Source organism: Haemophilus sp. HMSC061E01 (genome assembly GCF_001810345.1).
In the GTDB taxonomy this organism is placed as follows: Bacteria; Pseudomonadota; Gammaproteobacteria; order Enterobacterales; family Pasteurellaceae; genus Haemophilus_D.
In genome coordinates this window covers 234,416-253,269 of sequence record NZ_KV801015.1, presented here as the reverse complement: position 1 = coordinate 253,269, position 18,854 = coordinate 234,416, and the positions used below count along the sequence as shown (strand labels likewise).

Sequence of the window (18,854 nt, the reverse complement as noted above, 5' to 3'; positions counted from 1 at the left end):
AGGCTACGCACAATTTTTATTTCTGTTTTAAAGGTTTAATTTCGCATGAATGTCATCTTAAGCGTATTGAAATTTTGTTGTAAAGCGCTCAATTTTATCCGAAATCTTGTGATGAATTTTGTGTTCTTACTGTTTGTTTTAGCGTTGATTGCGCTTGTCAGCCTTTTTAGTGATGGTAAGAAAAGCCAAGTTTTATCGGGCGATCAAGGCGCATTATATTTAAATTTAACAGGCTATCTTGCAGATAACACGGAAGATATGCTGAGTTGGCAAGAGGAATTTCAACGTTTAAATAATGAAAAGGTCTCGTATAAATATTCTACGTTTGATGTGGTACAAAGCATTTTATCTGCGAAAGATGATGAACGAATTCGTGGTTTAGTGTTGAATTTAAATGACTTTGAAGGGGGGGATCTTCCATCATTAGAGTATGTAGGAAAAGCGATTCAAAGTTTCAAAGAGTCAGAAAAGCCGGTTATTGCTTATGCTGACAATTACACGCAGGCACAATATTTCCTTGCGAGTTTTGCGGATGACATTTATCTCAATCCAATTGGGCAAGTTGGTATTCAAGGTTTGCGTCAGGAAAATCTTTACTTTAAATCCATGCTCGAAAAACTTGAAATCACACCACATATTTTCCGTGTAGGGACTTATAAGTCCGCAGTAGAACCGTTCTTGCGTGATGATATGTCGCCAGAAGCAAAAGCGAATATGCAAAAATGGCTTGGTGGCATGTGGCAAAACTATATGCAAACACTAATGGTTAATCGTCATATTACAGCCAATGATGTATTACCGAATGCACAAAAATACATTAGTGATTTAAAAGCGTTAAAAGGTGATGAAACGGCTTATGTGAAAAAACGTCAGTTAGTGACACAGTTTGCGACAAGATTAGATTTAGATAAAAAATTGACCGCACTTTTTGGTCAAGGTGAAGAGGGCAAAGCCAAATTAGTGGATTTTGAAGATTATTTATCTGATTTAGGCGATCGCTTCTCGGTAGATCCAAATGAAAAAAATATTGTTGCGGTAGTGAATGTCGAAGGGACGATTATTGATGGGGAAAGTGATGAGGAATCAGCTGGTGGCGATACTATCGCGAAGTTATTGAGACAAGCCTACGATAATGAGAAAGTAAAGGCGGTTGTTCTCCGTGTTAACTCACCGGGTGGCAGTGCATTTGCCTCTGAAATTATTCGCCAGGAAACGGAAAATCTTCAAAAAGCAGGCAAACCTGTTGTTGTATCAATGGGGGGAATGGCAGCCTCTGGTGGTTATTGGATTTCTTCAACTGCCGACTATATCGTGGCGGATAAAAATACGATTACGGGTTCAATCGGGATTTTTGCATTATTCCCAACCTTTGAAAATACAATCAAAAAAATGGGAATGAGTACCGATGGCGTAGCGACAACGGATCTTGCGGAAACGTCAGCGTTAAGTCCATTGAGTAAAAATACACAGGATATTTATCAACTTAGTATCGAAAATGGTTATGATCGCTTCTTAGATGTGGTAAGCCGTGGTCGTCAATTATCAAAAGATAAAGTGGATAAAATTGCCCAGGGCCAAGTTTGGTTAGGGCAAGATGCACAGAAAAATGGCTTAGTGGACGAATTAGGTGATATTGATGTAGCTATTGATAAAGTGGTCGCACTAGTCAATCAACATCCTGATAAATACATGGATAATTTTAGTGTGCAATGGTTGGTGGATGAAGATAATAGTTTCTTCTCTAAATTAGATCGCAAGCTTAAACAAAAAGGTCAGGCGTTACTGACAAATTGGTTGGGATTGCCACAGGAAGTACATCAAGTGAAAAAACAACTGAATGTGTTAACTCAATTTAATGATCCGAAAGGACAGTATTTATATTGTTTGAATTGTGGTTCAGTGAAGTAATACGTGAAGTATAAAAAAGGGCGGAAATTATATTCCGCCCTTTTTTTATCCAATTAGCTTATTTTTCATTTTTGATATTGGAGAAAATATTCGCCAAAATTGGACCCGATACATTGTGCCAGAAACTAAATAAAGCACTTGGTACCGCTGCAATTGGGTTGAAATGTGCAGCAGCTAGTGCAGCACCTAAACCTGAGTTTTGCATACCCACTTCAATTGCCACCGCTTTACTGTCCGCCGTATTAAGTTTAAATAATTTCGCCGCAAAGTACCCAATTAAATAACCTAAGCAGTTATGTAAAACCACTACGCTGAAAATTAATAGGCCTGATTCTACAATTTTATCTTTACTTACTGCTACAACGGCTGCCAAGATTAATACGATAGAAATAACAGAGACTAATGGCATAGTTTGGCTTGCTTGTTCCACTTGTTTTTTGAAGAGAGCTCGAACAACTAAACCTAAGAAAATTGGGAACAATACCATTTTTAATACAGACATAAACATTGCGCCTGCATCAATATCTAACCATTGGCTTGCTAATACATAGAAAATAGCAGGGGTTAATACTGGTGAAAGTAAGGTTGAGATTGTCGTACAAGCAACAGAAAGCGCGGTGTTACCTTTCGCTAAATAAGTCATTACGTTTGATGATGTACCACCCGGGCAAGAACCCACAAGAATCACACCAACCGCTAAATCAGCTGGCAAATCAAAGGCTTTTGCTAATCCAAATGCGATAGCCGGCATAATGATAAATTGACCTGCAACACCAATGAATACCGATTTAGGATGTTTAGCCACTTCACTGAAATCAGCAAAAGTTAAGGTAATTCCCATACCAAACATTACTAAACCTAAAAGGTAAGGAATGTAGGGGGCAAAAATTTTGAATTGCTCAGGGAAGAGAAAGGCGAGAAGAGCAAAAACAATCGCCCATAGTGCGAAAGTTTTGCTCACAAAGTTAGTGAGTTTTAATAATGCTTGCATAGTTGCTTTCCTATTTAGTTAAGAAGAATGAAAAGAGCGGTCAATTTTAAAGACGTTTTTTTGAGATGTCCATGCCTAACTTGTTTGACAGAGAATTAGGAAGTGGTTGTTTGCCAAGCATTTTCATCAAGTAATTGGCCAAAATGACTTTCTACAAGTAGGCGAGTAATGTTATTTTGAGGATTGGTAAAGATCTCTCTCGGTGTGCCAGACTCGATAATTTCACCTTCATCCATTACCAAAACTTGATCGGCAATATGTTTGATAATGCCTAAATTTTGTCCGACATAAATATAGGAAATGCCTAAATGTTCTTGTAAATCTAAAATCAGATTAAGCAATTGAATACGCACAGAGGCATCTAATGTACTCAATGCATCATCAATAATAATGATCTCAGGTTGAAGAATCAGTGCACGAGCTAAGGCGATCCGTTGCTTTTGACTGACTGAAAGATGTTTAATTTTAAGATTGGTGTAATCAGGATAAAGCCCCACCAGCGAAAGTGTTTCAAAGATCTTTTCATTGCGAGTCTCTTCATTCCAATCGGTAATTAATCGCAGTGGTGCATCTAAGGCTTGGCCAATATTTAAACGCGGATTAAACGCTGAATTCGCATCTTGGAAAACCATTCTGATATGCTGCGCACGATAGTGAAAATCTTCGAATTGTAATGGTAAATCATTAAATAAGATTTTTCCTGAAGCTGGGGGAGTTATCCCCGCAATCATTTTCACTAATGTTGATTTACCCGAACCATTTTTACCGATAATCGCAAGGGTTTCTTTACGGTTAAGCGTAAAGCTGACGTCTTTTACCGCATAAAACTGCTCCGAGCCAAAAAATTTGGCGGGTTCATCAAAGGTTTTACTGAGATTTTCCACTTGTAATAATGGCATTATTCGTTTCCTTTTGATTCGGTATTGAGCGTAAGCGGTGAAGTTGCAATTTTATCCTTAAACTGCCGTTCTCGAAGATTAATCGGATGATGGCAGGAAAACTCATGCTGTTTAATGCGATATCGGCTTGGCTTTTGAATACATTCACGCTGAGCAAAAGGGCAGCGTGGTCCTAAACGGCAACCAATCGGCATTTGTTCCAAAATCGGCACCGTGCCTTCTAATGTCCCTAATTTGCTTTTAAAACCTAAGGGGCGACTAAAATCCGGAACAGAGTACAGCAATGCCTGCGTATAAGGATGATGAGGCATTTCTAATATTTGGTCGGTTGGCCCAGACTCTGTATTTTGCCCACAATAAAGGACGGAAATGCTATCACACCATTCACTGATACTTTTAAGATCGTTACTGGCTAATAAAATTGTTGTACCTTGGTTTTGGTTCATACTTGAAAGCAAACGGAAAATTTGCAATGCCGTAATGGACTCTAAAGAATTAGTGGGTTCATCCGCAATTAATAATCGAGGTTGATTCGCCACTGCTACGGCAATCATCACTTTTTGGCCTTCACCTTCAGTGAGTTCATTTGGATAACTCGCCATAATATCTTGGTGATCTTTAATCCCTACACGGTGCAGTAACTCAATCGCACGACGTTTTTTCCAACCAAACCACTGCCACCAACGGCCTTTAAAGGTCCAGTTTGGAATACTTTGGATAAGCTGTTTACCAATTTTTCGGCTTGGATCAAGGCAACTTAATGGGTTTTGGAAGATCATTGAAATTTCTTTTCCAACGATTTTTCGACGTTGATTCGGCGTCAGTTTAAGCAATTCAACATCATTAAAACGAAAACGGTCAGCGGTGACAATCCAGTTATCTTTAATGGAATTACTGATTACTTTAGCGATTAAACTTTTACCTGAACCTGATTCACCGACGAGCCCTAGAATTTCCCCTTCATTAAGCGAAAGATTGACGCCGTCCACAATTTTCATGCGACCGTTTGGTGTTTGAATTTCAATATTAAGATTGCGAATATCTAACAGCGCCATGGGTTACTCGTAGTATTTATTGATTGCTTTACACAATCCGTTAGTAAAAATAATGCTTAATAAAATGGTGAAAATAATAGCAAAGCCCGGTAATAAAACTGTCCATGGTGCAAGATAAATTAATTCTAATGAATCTTTAATCATTGCGCCCCATTCTGGCATTGGACGTTGTGCACCTAGAGAAATAAAGCTGAGAGCTGTAATATCTAAAATAGCGACCACAAATGCTCGAGAAATTTCTTGCGTATAGACGACACTAATATTTGGCAAGATTGTAGTTTTTAATAATTCCCAGTTTGAAATACCATCTAATTTCAGTAAGAGTACATAGTCTTTCTTTAGTTCTTGTTGAATCGCTTGATAAATCGCATGGACAAAATACGGCAAAATAGCCAACATAGTGGCAAACATGGCATTTATTAAGCTCGGTTCCATTAACGTAGAAATAATAATAGCAATCAACAAAATGGGGATAGACAAAAACGCATCAAAAATATGGCCTAAGAAACGAGATTTAATCCCTTCTGACATACCGGCAAGAATACCTAATGCGCCACCAATAATTGCCACAGCAATGACCACTAAAAGAGAGGAACCGAGAGTATATTGTGTGCCCATAATTAATCGACTGAGTACATCACGCCCAAGATCATCGGTACCAAAGAAAAAAGCAATACGACCTTTTTCTACCCAAGATGGCGGCATGAGTTCTTCTCCGACAAACTCCATGCTTTCGCTATAAGGCATAATGAGTTTAGGAAAAAGTGCGGTCAAAATCAGAAGACAAAATAAATAGAAACAGAATAATGCCACGCGATTCTGACGGAAAAGCAACCAAATCTGAAAGAAGGAGGTGCTTTCGCGAAATTCATCAGGTTCTCTATCTTGCATACCAGCCCTTCTTATTCAATGGATCTAACACAAACATGAGCAACTTGGCGAAGGTATCAATAATAATGATACAAATACCAATTACAACTACACCGGCAGAAATACTGTTGTAATCTTGTTGGGTTACGGCATCAATGAGCCAACGCCCAATTCCCGGCCAACCTAATACTGTCTCAACCAACATACATTGCGTTAACACTAAGGTAAATACACGCGTAAGTTGTGGAATCAATAATGGAAAAGTATTGCGGAAAACATAACGTCTTAAAATCGCCCATTTTGACCAACCACGTGTTGCTGCTGCTTTAGCATATTCTTGTTGAAGTAAGTAATCAGCCCGTTGCTGAATGATGCGGATAAATTCCATGGTCGGCAGAATACAAAGCACTAATGTAGGCAAGGCTAGATGTTGTAAAACATTTTGTACGATTTTAGTTCGGTAAGGCACATCTACAAACCACACATCAATAATAGGGAAACCCGTGATAGGTTTGATTTCATAGAGTAAATTATATTGCCCAATGGCTGCGATCTCCCAGCTTTGAATTGCTGCTACATAAAGTAAAATTGGTGCAAACCAGAAAATCGGAATAGACAAACCAACATTGGATATACTCTGCAATGTACGTGAAAAAACACGTTGATTATAGACCGCACTTAATACGCCGAGAGGAATACCTAAGATACAAGCTAATAAGAGCGCAGTAAAACAGAGTTCTAATGTGGGTGGTAATACCGTAAAAATTAAATCTTTTAAGGATTCTCCACCATTATAGGTTATCCCTAAATCGCCCTGTAACAATGATGTAAGGTAATGATAATAAGCACTATAAATGTTATTTGTGACAAGCTCTGCATTGAGCGGATCTCGCATTAAAATCACAAAACTTAATACGGACAGAATCAATAATAAAATGGTCACCCAAATCACATGACGGATTGCTGAAACGAGCATTATTTTTTCTCCTTATTTTTCATGAAATACAAGGTAGAAAAATTGATGCTACCAAATGGAGTCATCTCAATTCCTTTAACATTGCCACGTGCGACCAAAAGTCGTTTGACGTTTGCAATTGGCACAATAGGCAATTCGTTTAAGACGAGGTCTTGTGCATTGTTATATGCTTTAGAGCGCTCATATAAATGATTGGTCGCTAGCGCACGATTCATCATCTTATCGAATTCAGGATTACACCAATTTGATAAATTCGTGATTTCATTTTGCGTATCACAACTTAAAATCGGGCGCATAAACCCGTCAGGATCAAGGTTTCCAGCAAGCCAACCCGTTAAGATTAAATCGTAATCTTCTGTGCCTTTGCGTAATTGTTCGATTAAATATGTCCGTGTGACTGACCGCACTTTAACATCCACTCCCGCTTTGGCTAAATCCCATTTAATGAGCTCTGCCATTTTAATTGGGGCTGGGTTATACACTTGCTCTTCATTCATCACCCACATATTTAACGTGAGTTTTTTATCGCGTAATGCTTTCTCTGCTTCAGCTGGCTGGTAATCATAAGGAAAATCAGGCGTATTAATTGCAGAAGCCCAAGAAATTTCAGGAATAATGTTATTCGCTACAGTTGCTGTGTTGTGGTAAATATTTCGCACAATTCTAAAACGATTCAAGCTTTGCGAAATGGCTTGGCGAATGGTTTTATCCTGCATTAATGGCTTTTGGAAATTGAAAGCCAAATAGGCCAAGTTCATTCCATCTGTAGATTGCAGATAATAGCGATCATCTTTTTCGCTTAATAAACCGAGTTGGCTAACTTCAGGGTAAGAAGCAATTTGGCATTCATTATTAAAGAATTTTATTAAACGTCCCGTACGATCCGTAGAAAGATCCACGATGATATTTTTAATTTTAGCTTCTTTTTTCCAATAATCCTCATTACGAACCAAGCGAACATATTGGTTATAAATGTAATCTTTCACTTGATAAGGGCCCGTGCCAACAGGATGCGTATCCAATTGGGCGAGATTATCATCCGCACTTAATTGATACGCATATTCTTGCGAGAAAATAATAGAGTATTGACTGGCAAGATGGGAAAGAATAGAGGCATCGGGTTCAAACAGGTCAATTTTGACCTGATAAGGATTCGTTGCAGTGATACTTTTAATTTTTTGATTCAGCTTAATACTTTCAAAATATGGAAAGTGAACCTTCTTAGCTTGCTCGTGGAAAATTTTATATTGCGGATTTTTGTAGGTGACCACATCATCTGAAAGTGTAGGCAGATAAGTATCATGCCCTAAAACACGATTAATCGAAAAGACCACATCTTCTGCATTAAAGTCACGCGTAGGCGTAAACCAAGGGGTATGATGGAATTTCACCCCTTTACGAAGATTAATGAGAATTTGTTTTCCATCAGATGAAATAGAATAAGATTGGGCTAACACAGGAACGAGAGCCGCACTATGATCTTTAATATCAAACAATTTGTTATAAATTTGTTCCGTCACCACATTCATACTGGTGCCAGCGTCAGCAGTTTGCGGGTTAAAGGAAAAACCCGATGCATTCGTGCAGTATGTTAAGCCGTTTTCTGTCAACATTTTGGGTATGCTTGGCGCGGCTTGTGCCAGATTAATTTGGCTCAACCCACACAATAAAAAACAAAAAGTGACATTTCGACGTAACATAGCTTTATTATTAAAGACCGTTTTGTGATAAATTGAGTGAATTGTAAAATATCTTGGCAAAAATGGCTAGTTATTGGATTTTTAGGATATGTTTAAATCAATTAATCGGGAAATTAATCAAATAATCAATCGTGGATTTGACCGCACTTTACGTTTAGCTGTGACAGGGCTAAGTCGAAGCGGTAAAACAGCCTTTATTACAAGCTTGATTAATCAATTGTTACATATTAATCAAGAGGGAAATGCACATCTTCCTTTATTTGAGGCTGCTCGAAATCAATCTATTTTAGCGGTAAAACGTGTTCCTCAGCAGGATTTAAGTATTCCACGTTTTGATTATGAAGCGAATCTCAATGATTTAATGAATAATCCTCCACAATGGTGCCAATCTACTCGAGGCGTGAGTGAAACACGCCTTGCTATTCGTTTTGAACGCCAATCAGGCTTACTTCGCCATTTTAAAGAACGTGGCACATTATACTTGGATATTTTTGATTACCCTGGTGAATGGCTATTGGATTTACCTTTGCTGAATTTAGATTTTCAACAATGGTCACTTGAACAAGCCAAAATTACATCAGGTATTCGCCAGCAGTTTGCTCAAGATTGGTTGGATAAACTGAAAAAACTCGACCTAAGTGTGGTCGTCAATGAAGATGTTTTAGCGCAGATTGCAAAATCTTATACCGATTATTTGCTTGCCTGCAAAGCAGAAGGAATGCAATTTATTCAACCAGGTCGATTCGTCTTGCCTGGAGAATTAGAAGGTGCGCCTGTTTTACAATTTTTTCCGTTATTGCACTTGTCGGAAGAACAATGGTTAAAACTGAAAAAAGAGGCGAAATCCAATAGCTATTTTGCCGTGTTAAATAAGCGGTATGATTATTATCGTAATAAGGTGGTGAAAGGCTTTTATGAAAATTATTTTTCTACTTTTGATCGCCAAGTAATTTTAGCAGATTGCTTAACGCCACTGAATCATAGCCAACAAGCCTTTATCGATATGCAAACAGGGCTTAATCAGCTTTTCAAAAATTTCCATTATGGAAAACGCAATTTACTTAATCGCTTGTTTTCCCCGAATATTGATAAGCTTATGTTTGTGGCAACAAAAGCCGATCATATCACGACAGATCAAATTCAAAATTTAATTAGCCTAATGCGCCAATTGGTGCAAGAAGGTGGTCGTCATGTTGAATTTGAAGGAATTGATACAGAATACACAGCCATTGCTGCGATTCGAGCGACAAAACAAGTTTTAGTTAATCAAAACGGTAAACAAATTAAAGCTATTCAAGGAGTACGTTCTGTAGATAAGCAACTTATTACGCTTTATCCGGGATCTGTACCAAGCAAACTACCTAGTGCAGAGTTCTGGTCAAAACAATCTTTTGATTTTGATTCCTTTGAACCTCAAGTTTTACAGCAAGGTGAAAGCATCCCACATTTAAGAATGGATGCAGTTTTACAGTTTTTATTGGCGGACAGGTTTGATTGATAGAAAAATCAAATCAATTTAATTGTCAAATACTTAATATAAACCACTATTTTTTTATTGGTATTTAGGTAGAATCAATTTGAGTCTTTCTAAAGTAAAGGAGCTTATGATGAAAATGAAAACTCTCTTAGCATTAGCAATCAGCGGGATTTGTGCTGCTGGCGTGGCAAATGCACATGACCATATGGCAAAACCAGCAGGTCCTTCAATCGAAGTAAAAGTACAACAATTAGATCCTGCAAATGGTAACAAAGATGTAGGGACTGTAACTATTACTGAATCAAATTATGGTTTAGTGTTTACACCAAATCTACAAGGTTTAGCTGAAGGTTTACATGGTTTCCACATTCATGAAAATCCAAGCTGTGATCCAAAAGAAAAAGACGGTAAATTAACAGCAGGTTTAGCGGCTGGCGGTCACTGGGATCCTAAAGGTGCAAAACAACACGGTTATCCATGGCAAGATGATGCTCACTTAGGTGACTTACCGGCTTTAACTGTATTACATGATGGTACAGCAACTAACCCTGTTTTAGCGCCACGTCTTAAAAAATTAGATGAAGTTCGTGGTCATTCTATTATGATTCACGCAGGTGGTGATAACCACTCAGATCATCCAGCTCCACTTGGCGGTGGCGGCCCACGTATGGCATGTGGCGTGATTAAATAAGTCGATTCTTAAAGACAAAAAAGTGCGGTCAATTTTGACCGCACTTTTATTTTTTTACCGCTTTACTTAACTACTTCCGCCGTATATTCCAACTTGTGAATTGCATTAATCAATTGCTCATAAGAAACTTTCGGATCTTCTACAACAGTCACAGTTCTATCTTTAATGGAGGCTTTAGTGGAAATCACGCCATCAATATTACGTAATTCTTTATTCACCAAATAAGCACAAAGCTGGCAGTTCATTTCATTCACTTTTAGCACAACTTGCTTTGTTTCTTCCGCCTGAGCGGCAGAGAAGGTGAATAATGAAAGCAAAAGTGCGGTCGTTAATTTCTTCATTTTTTGTTCCTAATTAGAAAGCTCTAAAATCCACGGTAAAATGGTTGGATAAGTTAAGAAAAAGAACATGACGATAAATACAATCCAATACAAAACAATGAGCTTTTTACGGGAAATGTATTTGCTGCAAATGATTTTTTTGGAAAACATCAACAACCAAAAGCCGTAGGCAAAGGCGCATAATGAAACGATAAGCATCGGAATGCGTAAATAATCATATTCACCCAAGCCAATCAACCATGTGGATGACACGCCAAATACTAAATAGATTAAAGGCGCAATACAACACAATGTTGAAGCCACCGCAGCACTTAGCGCGGTGGCAATCGCAACCCAAAAAGATTTATTAGAGCTTTTTAGAGACGTAGTCATATTTAAATTCTTTCGGGTCAAAGGAATTTAGCGGGTCACCACCGACTTCGGCATACGGATAGCCAAAGTTATTGAGTGGGGCAAGTTCTGGTTGCGGATATAAATCGAAGTCACGAGCATGATTAAAGCCTACCCAGTTAGCTTCCCAGTTACCGAATAAGTATTTGGCAACGGCTTGTGTATCCTTATCGTCAACGGATTTTTTCTCTGCTAAACGCATTTTTGCTACGTCTGCAGAATCAACAGGCACCCAACCGAAACCTGCAAGATAGAATTCAGCACGGCAATGCTGACCACCGCTTACGTTCGCTACGCCATGTTCATCCGCACTACCGAAAGCACCTTTGGAATATTTGCCCATTTTATCCGCTGCACCTAAACGAATACCGAAAATTTCACGAGCCGGAATACCGCTGGCACGAGCCAGTGCAACGAAGACAGAGTTAATATCGGTACATTTGCCTTTTAACACACCAGTGGTCAGAATTTTTTCTACATCACCATCGCCACAGCCTAGAACAGAATTGTCACGTTCCATATTGTTGACGATCCATTGGTGGATCAACTCAGCTTTTTTCAATGGATTGGTTTCAGTGCCTACAATTTTATCGGCGAACTGTTTCACGATACCATCAGTTTTAATATGTTGAGTCGGTTTTAAATATTCTTGTACATCAACAGAATAGTGAATATCTTTTGGTGGCGTGTAATTTTCTAGTGCACCTTTAACCATTGGTTCACGATCTTTGGTTTCAATCACCATTGTGATTTTTAAATCGCGTTTTTGTGCATCTTTATCCCAAGTTGCAAAGAGCGTTTTCGCACCATATTTGTTGTTTTCTGTTATATAGGCATCTAAATAGTTACCTTCAAAATGGATAGATTTTACCTGTTGATACTCACCATTAAATGGTAAAGGCACCCACAGATTCGCTTGTCCTTGCGAACCCTTTGGCGCAACTAAGTCATAAGTTTGAGTGAATTCATACAGATGAGAATCGGTATTGTAGTTTGGAATGTCGGTATTGGCGTAAGCCATGGAACATGCGGAGAGCACCGCAGTGGCGATAAGTTTCTTCATGAAAAGATCCTTCTTAGTTAACAGTTAAAACTTAACACATTAGATAAACTAATTGTGGACATGACTATAGTAGCTCATTTTATTTTCTAGTCAATATTGCTTTTTTATTTCAGCCATTTAAGATTTGCTAAAGAAATTTGAAGTAAAATACCGTTTCTATTTTTATTGGAAAGAATAATGACAAAACAAATTTTCACACAATCCCAACAGCCAGAAGAGGAAGAAATTCTGCCTAAGCAGGAATTTTATAATGTTGAAACAACTATCGATAATGAACCTTTAGAAGGGGAGTTGTTGGACGAGCAATTTGAGCAAATTGTGAAGCCTAAATCGAGTGGTTGGAAAACGGCTTTAAAATTGACCGCACTTTTATTTTTAGGAGCAACAGTTGCGCAATCTGTTCAATGGATTTGGGATAGTTATCAAAACCAACAATGGATTTATCTTGCTTTTGCCTTGGTGAGTTTTATTGTGGTGATGTTTGGTTTATCTGAAATCATCGCAGAATGGCGACGTTTGGTGAAACTCAAAAAGCGTTTGAATCTACAAGAACAAAGTCAGCGATTAATAGGTGAAAGTGCGGTTAAAAATCATAAAGTTTTTTCTGAACAGGATAGCGAGAAAGGAAAAGCCTTGTGTTTATCGATTGCTGATACCTTAAAATTGGATTCGCAGCATCCCTCAATTGTCCAATGGGAAAAACAGCTGAATGAAAGTTATTCTGCTCGCGAAGTCACCCATTTATTCAGTAAGACGGTGTTACAGTCTTTTGATCAAAAAGCGAAAAAACTGATTACGAAAATGTCTGCAGAATCTGCCGTGATTGTGGCAATTAGCCCTTTAGCTGTGATTGATATGTTTTTTATTGCATGGCGCAATATTCGTTTAATCAATAAAATTGCAGCGATTTATGGGATAGAGCTTGGTTATTTTACCCGTCTTCGTTTGCTCAGAATGGTGTTAGTGAATCTTGCTTTTGCTGGTGCGACTGAAATCGTGCAAGATTTAGGAATGGATTGGCTTTCGCAAGATATTACCGCGAAACTTTCTGCACGAGCAGCGCAGGGGATTGGCGTGGGATTATTGACGGCTCGATTGGGGATTAAGGCTATGGAGTTTTGTCGTCCACTGGCATTTGAAAAGTTAGAAAAACCAAAACTTTCTCATGTGCAAAAAGAATTGCTCACGGTGATGAAAGATACGGTACTAGGCAAGAATAAACTGAAAGAAAAAGAAGAGGTGTAATAAAAAAGTGCGGTTAAAATTGACCGCACTTTTTTTGTATCAAAGAGATGATTAAAGTCCCGCTTTTAAGCTTGCCTCAATAAAGCGGTCAAGATCGCCATCCAGTACGGCTTGTGTATTACGATTTTCAACGCCTGTGCGGAGATCCTTAATACGCGCATCATCTAACACATAAGAACGAATTTGGCTGCCCCAACCAATATCAGATTTATTATCTTCCATCGCTTGTTTATCCGCATTTTTCTTTTGTAACTCAAGCTCATACAATTTCGCTTTTAATTGTTTCATGGCTTGATCTTTGTTTTTGTGTTGAGAACGATCGTTTTGACATTGCACGACAATCCCACTTGGCATGTGAGTAATACGCACCGCACTTTCAGTTTTATTGACGTGCTGACCACCCGCACCAGATGCACGATAAACGTCAATACGTAAATCTGCTGGATTGATTTCAATATCAATGTCGTCATCAATTTCAGGATAAACGAAAGCCGCTGCAAATGAAGTATGGCGGCGATTGTTGGAGTCGAATGGACTTTTGCGCACTAAACGATGGATACCGGTTTCCGTACGTAACCAACCGAAAGCATATTCGCCACTGACACGAATCGTTGCTGATTTTAAACCTGCTACATCACCATCAGAGACTTCCATTAATTCTGTTTTAAAGCCTTTGCTTTCAGCCCAGCGAAGGTACATGCGAAGTAACATTTCCGTCCAGTCCTGCGCTTCTGTACCACCTGAACCTGCTTGTAAATCAACATAACAATCACACGCATCGTGCTCACCGCTAAACATGCGTCGGAATTCTAATTTTGCGAGTTGTTGTTCAAGCTCATCTAATTCAGCAACGGCTTCATTGAAGGTCTCTTCATCTTCAGCTTCAACGGCTAATTCAAGCAGCCCTTCAACGTCCTCTAAACCTTGTTCTAAATTCTTGATGGTATCAACCACTTGTTCAAGTGAAACACGTTCTTTCCCTAGCGCTTGGGCTTTTTCAGGATCATTCCACACATTGGGTTGTTCTAATTCGGCATTAACCTCTTCTAAACGCTCAACTTTTGCATCGAAGTCAAAGATACCCCCGAAGCACAGATGTGCGCTCGGAAAGGTCGGCAATTTTGTTTTTGATTGGATTAATTTCAAACATAATAAATAAACCTTCTATAAACGGCAGAAGTATAAGTCATTTTCAGTTTTTTGGGTAGTTTGGCTTGCACAAATCATCGATCCATTTATAATTCCAATCTTTGTTGTTTAGATATTTAGGAATAAAAATGAAAAAATTACTGACCGCACTTTTAATTACTGCTTCAGCCACTGCAATGGCAAGTGATGCTGAGATTAAATCAAAGTTACAGGCATTAGGTGCGAAAAATATTGAAGTGAAAGATTCACCGGTAAAAGGCCTTAAAACAGCGGTGACTGATCAAGGCATTTTATATGTAAGTGAAAATGGTCAATATGTTTTGCAAGGCAAAATGTATGAATTAACAAATAAAGGCCCGGTTGATGTGGCTGGTAAACTTTTAGCGGATAAAGTGAATGCATTAAAAAACGAAATGATCATTTATCCGGCAAAAAATGAAAAATATGTTGTGACCGTATTCATGGATATTACTTGTCATTATTGCCATATCCTTCATCAACAAGTGAAAGAATATAATGATTTAGGTATTACCGTTCGTTATCTTGCATTCCCACGTGCTGGAATGAATGAAACAGCTCGTCAAATGGAAGCTATTTGGACAGCGAAAGATCCTGTATTTGCATTGAACGAAGCAGAAAAAGGTAACTTACCGAAAGAATTGAAAACACCTAACATTGTGAAAAAACAGTATGATTTAGGTGTACAACTTGGTGTGAAAGGTACGCCAAGTATTGTGACTTCAACAGGTGAAATGCTTGGGGGATATTTAAAACCTCAAGATTTATTAGCTGTGTTACAAGAATCAGCACAATAATTGTTAGTAGTGAGGGCGTATGATATACGCCCTTAAAATATTCATATTATTAAAGCACATATCGAATGTTCCTTTAGTGGTCATTTTTAATAACGAAATACTGTGAAAAAACTCATCAAACGTCGTGAAATTCCTGCCGGAAATCCTGTTTCAGATAATGCATTACTCGATCGTCTCTATCGTTCTCGCCATATTAAAAATAGCCAAGAATTAGACCGCACTTTGCAATCAATGCTGAACCCTAATCAATTACATGGTATTCAACAAGCTGTGGATTTATTGGTTGATGCTTATCAACAGCAACAAAAGATTGTTATCGTCGGTGATTTTGATGCAGATGGGGCAACCAGTACGGCACTTTCAGTGTTAGCTTTGCGTATGCTTGGCTTTACTGATGTGGAATACCTTGTGCCAAATCGTTTTGAGCAAGGGTATGGATTGAGTGTGCCAGTTGCTGAAATGGCAATGGAAAAAGGCGTGCAGTTATTGATGACGGTAGATAATGGGGTATCCTCCTTTGAGGGCGTGGCGTATTTAAAACAGCAAGGGGTGAAGGTGTTGATTACCGATCATCACTTACCGCCAGAAATATTGCCAAATGCTGATGCCATTGTTAATCCAAATTTGCAACAATGTGATTTCCCTTCAAAATGTTTAGCCGGCGTAGGCGTAGCGTTTTATTTAATGCTTGCTTTGCGTGCTAAATTTCGCGAGTTGGGTATTTTTACGGCTGAAACACAGCCTAATTTTACTGAATTACTGGATTTAGTCGCGCTCGGCACGATTGCAGACGTTGTTCCACTTGATCAAAATAACCGTATTTTAGCCCATCAAGGGTTGATGCGAATTCGTGCGAAGCGTTGTCGACCAGGAATTATTGCTCTCGCTGAAGTGGCTAATCGGGAAGTTGAAAAACTTTGTTCGTCGGATTTAGGCTTTGCGATTGCACCCCGTTTAAATGCTGCGGGTCGATTAGACAATATGTCTGTCGGTGTGGAGTTATTACTTGCAGAAAGTATGCAAGAGGCAAGAGCGCAAGCCTTAGATTTGGATAGTTTAAATCAAGCCAGAAAAGAAATTGAGCAGGGCATGAAGTTAGAAGCCTTAGAAATTTGCCGAAATCTCACCGCACTTTCTGATGAATTACCGATGGGAATAGCCTTATTTCAGAAAGATTGGCATCAAGGCGTATTAGGCATTGTGGCTTCTCGTATTAAAGATCAATACCATCGACCAGTTATTGCTTTTGCGCAAGATCAAGAAGGTATTTTAAAAGGTTCTGCACGTTCAATTGAAGGCTTGCATATGCGCGATGTATTAGAGCGTATTCATTCCCAACATCCAGATATGATTTTAAAATTTGGCGGTCATGCCATGGCAGCAGGACTAAGCATTAAAGAAAGCTTTTTCCCTGATTTTCAAAAGATTTTTAATCAAACGGTGCAAGATTGGTTAAATGAAGATCAATTACAAGGTGTGATTTGGACGGATGGCGAACTTCAAGCAAATGAATTTAGTATTGAAACGGCAGAGGTGATAAAATCTGGCGGACCTTGGGGACAAGCTTTTCCTGAGCCTGTTTTTGATGGTGAGTTTAACATTTTTGAGCAACGGGCTATCGGGCAAAATCAAAATCACTTAAAAATGCTTGTAGAGCCTAAAAATGGTGGTCCATTATTAGATGCCATTGCGTTTAATATCGATACTCGGTATTATCCCGATTTGTCGATTAAGCAGGCAAAATTTGCTTATAAGTTAGAAATTAATGAGTTTCGTGGAAATCGAAACGTCCAATTATTAGTCGATTATATTGAACCAATTGGTTAATTTATGAAAAAAGTTTGGCAGAATAAATTATTAAAAGGATCCTTTGCAATGATATTGCTGAGTGTGACGAATGTCGCATTTGGTGAAGTCAGTGCAAAGGATTTTTCTGCCAAAAATCCACCGCACTTACCACCAGCGAATGTGGCTCAGTTTGAAGATGGTCGAGATTATTTTTCATATCAAGAACCCATTGAACAAGCCAAAAGAAGCGATCGTAAAATTCCGATCCAGTTTTTCTTTGATTATGACTGTCGAGTTTGTTCTTCAGCCCAAGACATCTTGCAGCTTTATAGCCAAATTCGCCCTAATAAAGTGGCATTAGATGAATACCCAGTTGCTACAAACGAAGCTAAATTTTCAGCGACAATATTTTATACCTTACAGCGTTTAAAAGTAGGCGAGTTGTCAGATACGCTGTTATTTGAAACCTCTGAAAAGGCACGTTATACCGAATTATCGTCATTAGATAAGATGCGTGAATGGATAATCTCGCAAGGGATCAGTAAAGCTGAATTTAATAAAGTCGTGCATTCTGCTGAAGTAAAGGAAGATGTGAATAATGCCATTAATTTAACAGAAGAATATGGCGTATTTACGTTCCCTTATGTGGTTGTGGGTGGAAAGTATGTTCTCACTGCGAGTACGTTGTATAACGATGATTATGGCGTAGCAGTATTAGATTTCTTAGTGAATAAACTCGAACAAGAAAGGAAAAAATAATGAAAATCGGGATTGTTGGTGCAATGGCACAAGAAGTGGAAATTTTATCCCAATTAATGACAGATAAGAGAGAAACAAAAGTGGCAAGTGCGGTCATTTTTGAAGGCAAAATTAATGGTAAAGAAGTCGCATTATTGCAATCTGGGATTGGTAAAGTCGCGGCTGCTATTGGCACTACCGCTTTATTACAATTGGCTAAACCGGATGTGGTTTTAAATACCGGCTCAGCAGGTGGTATCGCAAAAGGTTTAAAAGTTGGAGATATCGTTATTTCGGATGAAACTCGCTATCACGATGCTGATGTGACGGCATTTGGCTATGAAAAAGGCCAATTACCCGCTAATCCAGCGGCTTTCCTTTCTGATAAACAATTAGCAGATTTAGCCGATGAAATTGCCCAGTCACAAGGGCAAAATGTAAAACGTGGTTTAATTTGTTCGGGTGATAGCTTTATTAATAGCGAAGAAAAAATTGCTCAAATTAAAGCTGACTTTCCCAATGTGACAGCAGTAGAAATGGAAGCAACAGCGATTGCACAAGTTTGTCATGCCTTTAACGTACCGTTTGTAGTCGTTAGAGCTATTTCTGATGCAGGAGATGGCGAAGCGAGTATGTCATTTGAAGAATTTCTCCCACTTGCAGCAAAGCAATCCTCGGCATTGGTGTTGGGCATGATAGATAGATTGTAAGCTTATATATAAAATCATTATATAATAGGGAAATCAGTTATTAGATAG

At 38.6% G+C, this 18,854-nt stretch carries 18 protein-coding genes; 8 read left to right on the top strand and 10 right to left on the bottom strand.

Translation table 11 applies throughout. The features are described 5' to 3' along the window. The first annotated feature begins 45 nt into the window (after positions 1–45). Complete coding sequence (sppA, locus tag HMPREF2732_RS07115) at positions 46–1,908, top strand: signal peptide peptidase SppA (RefSeq protein ID WP_070592249.1); 1,863 nt, start codon at positions 46–48, stop codon at positions 1,906–1,908. Between the two features lie 58 nt (positions 1,909–1,966). On the opposite strand, the gene HMPREF2732_RS07110 is transcribed toward sppA, so the two are convergent. The 6 genes from HMPREF2732_RS07110 to HMPREF2732_RS07085 form a co-directional block, all read right to left on the bottom strand. After that, on the bottom strand, positions 1,967–2,899 hold the full coding sequence (locus HMPREF2732_RS07110; RefSeq protein ID WP_049365906.1) for a bile acid:sodium symporter family protein: 933 nt from the start codon (positions 2,897–2,899) through the stop codon (positions 1,967–1,969). A 95-nt stretch (positions 2,900–2,994) separates the two neighbouring features. Beyond that, positions 2,995–3,798, bottom strand: coding sequence for a peptide ABC transporter ATP-binding protein (locus HMPREF2732_RS07105; RefSeq protein ID WP_070592248.1), 804 nt, complete (start codon positions 3,796–3,798; stop codon positions 2,995–2,997). Continuing rightward, complete coding sequence (locus HMPREF2732_RS07100) at positions 3,798–4,853, bottom strand: peptide ABC transporter ATP-binding protein (protein WP_049365904.1); 1,056 nt, start codon at positions 4,851–4,853, stop codon at positions 3,798–3,800. The genes HMPREF2732_RS07105 and HMPREF2732_RS07100 overlap by 1 nt, the downstream gene beginning before the upstream one ends. Positions 4,854–4,856: 3 nt before the next feature. After that, the gene (locus HMPREF2732_RS07095; protein ID WP_049369009.1) at positions 4,857–5,744 is read right to left on the bottom strand and encodes an ABC transporter permease subunit; all 888 of its coding nucleotides are present in this window, start codon (positions 5,742–5,744) and stop codon (positions 4,857–4,859) included. After that, complete coding sequence (locus tag HMPREF2732_RS07090) at positions 5,734–6,699, bottom strand: ABC transporter permease (RefSeq protein WP_070592247.1); 966 nt, start codon at positions 6,697–6,699, stop codon at positions 5,734–5,736. Before HMPREF2732_RS07090 ends, HMPREF2732_RS07095 begins: the two co-directional genes overlap by 11 nt. Continuing rightward, positions 6,699–8,399, bottom strand: a complete 1,701-nt coding sequence (locus HMPREF2732_RS07085) for an ABC transporter substrate-binding protein (RefSeq protein WP_070592246.1) — start codon at positions 8,397–8,399, stop codon at positions 6,699–6,701. Before HMPREF2732_RS07085 ends, HMPREF2732_RS07090 begins: the two co-directional genes overlap by 1 nt. A gap of 88 nt (positions 8,400–8,487) precedes the next feature. Between HMPREF2732_RS07085 and HMPREF2732_RS07080 the strand changes: the two genes are divergently transcribed. Together HMPREF2732_RS07080 and sodC are read left to right on the top strand one after the other, a co-directional pair. Continuing rightward, positions 8,488–9,897 (top strand): YcjX family GTP-binding protein, encoded by a 1,410-nt coding sequence (locus HMPREF2732_RS07080; RefSeq protein WP_070592245.1) that lies wholly within the window; start codon positions 8,488–8,490, stop codon positions 9,895–9,897. 109 nt (positions 9,898–10,006) lie between these two features. Further along, entirely contained in the window at positions 10,007–10,567 is a 561-nt protein-coding gene (gene sodC, locus HMPREF2732_RS07075; protein WP_005695896.1) for a superoxide dismutase family protein, read from the top strand. A 62-nt stretch (positions 10,568–10,629) separates the two neighbouring features. Here the strand turns inward: sodC and HMPREF2732_RS07070 are convergent, their stop codons facing one another. Genes HMPREF2732_RS07070 through HMPREF2732_RS07060 form a run of 3 tightly spaced genes read right to left on the bottom strand, consistent with a single transcriptional unit; the run spans position 10,630 to position 12,361 of the window. Then, on the bottom strand, positions 10,630–10,908 hold the full coding sequence (locus tag HMPREF2732_RS07070; protein ID WP_070592244.1) for a heavy-metal-associated domain-containing protein: 279 nt from the start codon (positions 10,906–10,908) through the stop codon (positions 10,630–10,632). 9 nt (positions 10,909–10,917) lie between these two features. Beyond that, positions 10,918–11,280 (bottom strand): mercuric transporter MerT family protein, encoded by a 363-nt coding sequence (locus HMPREF2732_RS07065; RefSeq protein ID WP_070592243.1) that lies wholly within the window; start codon positions 11,278–11,280, stop codon positions 10,918–10,920. Next, positions 11,255–12,361: a transglutaminase-like domain-containing protein gene (locus HMPREF2732_RS07060; protein ID WP_070592242.1), complete on the bottom strand. Its 1,107-nt coding sequence runs from the start codon at positions 12,359–12,361 to the stop codon at positions 11,255–11,257. Before HMPREF2732_RS07060 ends, HMPREF2732_RS07065 begins: the two co-directional genes overlap by 26 nt. A gap of 177 nt (positions 12,362–12,538) precedes the next feature. Here HMPREF2732_RS07060 and HMPREF2732_RS07055 point away from each other — a divergent pair, with 177 nt between their 5' ends. Further along, entirely contained in the window at positions 12,539–13,606 is a 1,068-nt protein-coding gene (locus HMPREF2732_RS07055; protein WP_070592241.1) for a TIGR01620 family protein, read from the top strand. Positions 13,607–13,657: 51 nt separating this feature from the next. Here HMPREF2732_RS07055 and prfB read toward each other — a convergent pair. Further along, positions 13,658–14,756, bottom strand: a protein-coding gene (gene prfB, locus HMPREF2732_RS09700; protein WP_148129045.1) for a peptide chain release factor 2 whose coding sequence is annotated in 2 segments (ribosomal slippage) — positions 13,658–14,680 and positions 14,682–14,756 — 1,098 coding nt in all. Because the reading frame shifts where the segments join, the coding sequence is not laid out codon by codon here. A gap of 127 nt (positions 14,757–14,883) precedes the next feature. On the opposite strand from prfB, the gene dsbC reads away from it, so the two are divergent. The 4 genes from dsbC (at position 14,884) to HMPREF2732_RS07035 (ending at position 18,806) form a co-directional block, all read left to right on the top strand. Continuing rightward, positions 14,884–15,570 carry a bifunctional protein-disulfide isomerase/oxidoreductase DsbC gene (gene dsbC / locus HMPREF2732_RS07050; RefSeq protein ID WP_049367524.1) on the top strand — a complete coding sequence of 229 codons (687 nt, stop codon included), beginning with the start codon at positions 14,884–14,886 and terminating at the stop codon, positions 15,568–15,570. A gap of 102 nt (positions 15,571–15,672) precedes the next feature. Then, positions 15,673–17,397 (top strand): single-stranded-DNA-specific exonuclease RecJ, encoded by a 1,725-nt coding sequence (gene recJ / locus HMPREF2732_RS07045; RefSeq protein ID WP_070592240.1) that lies wholly within the window; start codon positions 15,673–15,675, stop codon positions 17,395–17,397. 48 nt (positions 17,398–17,445) lie between these two features. Then, a complete protein-coding gene (locus tag HMPREF2732_RS07040) occupies positions 17,446–18,117 on the top strand; it encodes a thiol:disulfide interchange protein DsbA/DsbL (RefSeq protein WP_232086159.1) in 672 nt (223 codons plus the stop codon). Next, positions 18,117–18,806 (top strand): 5'-methylthioadenosine/adenosylhomocysteine nucleosidase, encoded by a 690-nt coding sequence (locus HMPREF2732_RS07035; RefSeq protein WP_070592238.1) that lies wholly within the window; start codon positions 18,117–18,119, stop codon positions 18,804–18,806. Before HMPREF2732_RS07040 ends, HMPREF2732_RS07035 begins: the two co-directional genes overlap by 1 nt. Positions 18,807–18,854 lie beyond the last annotated feature (48 nt).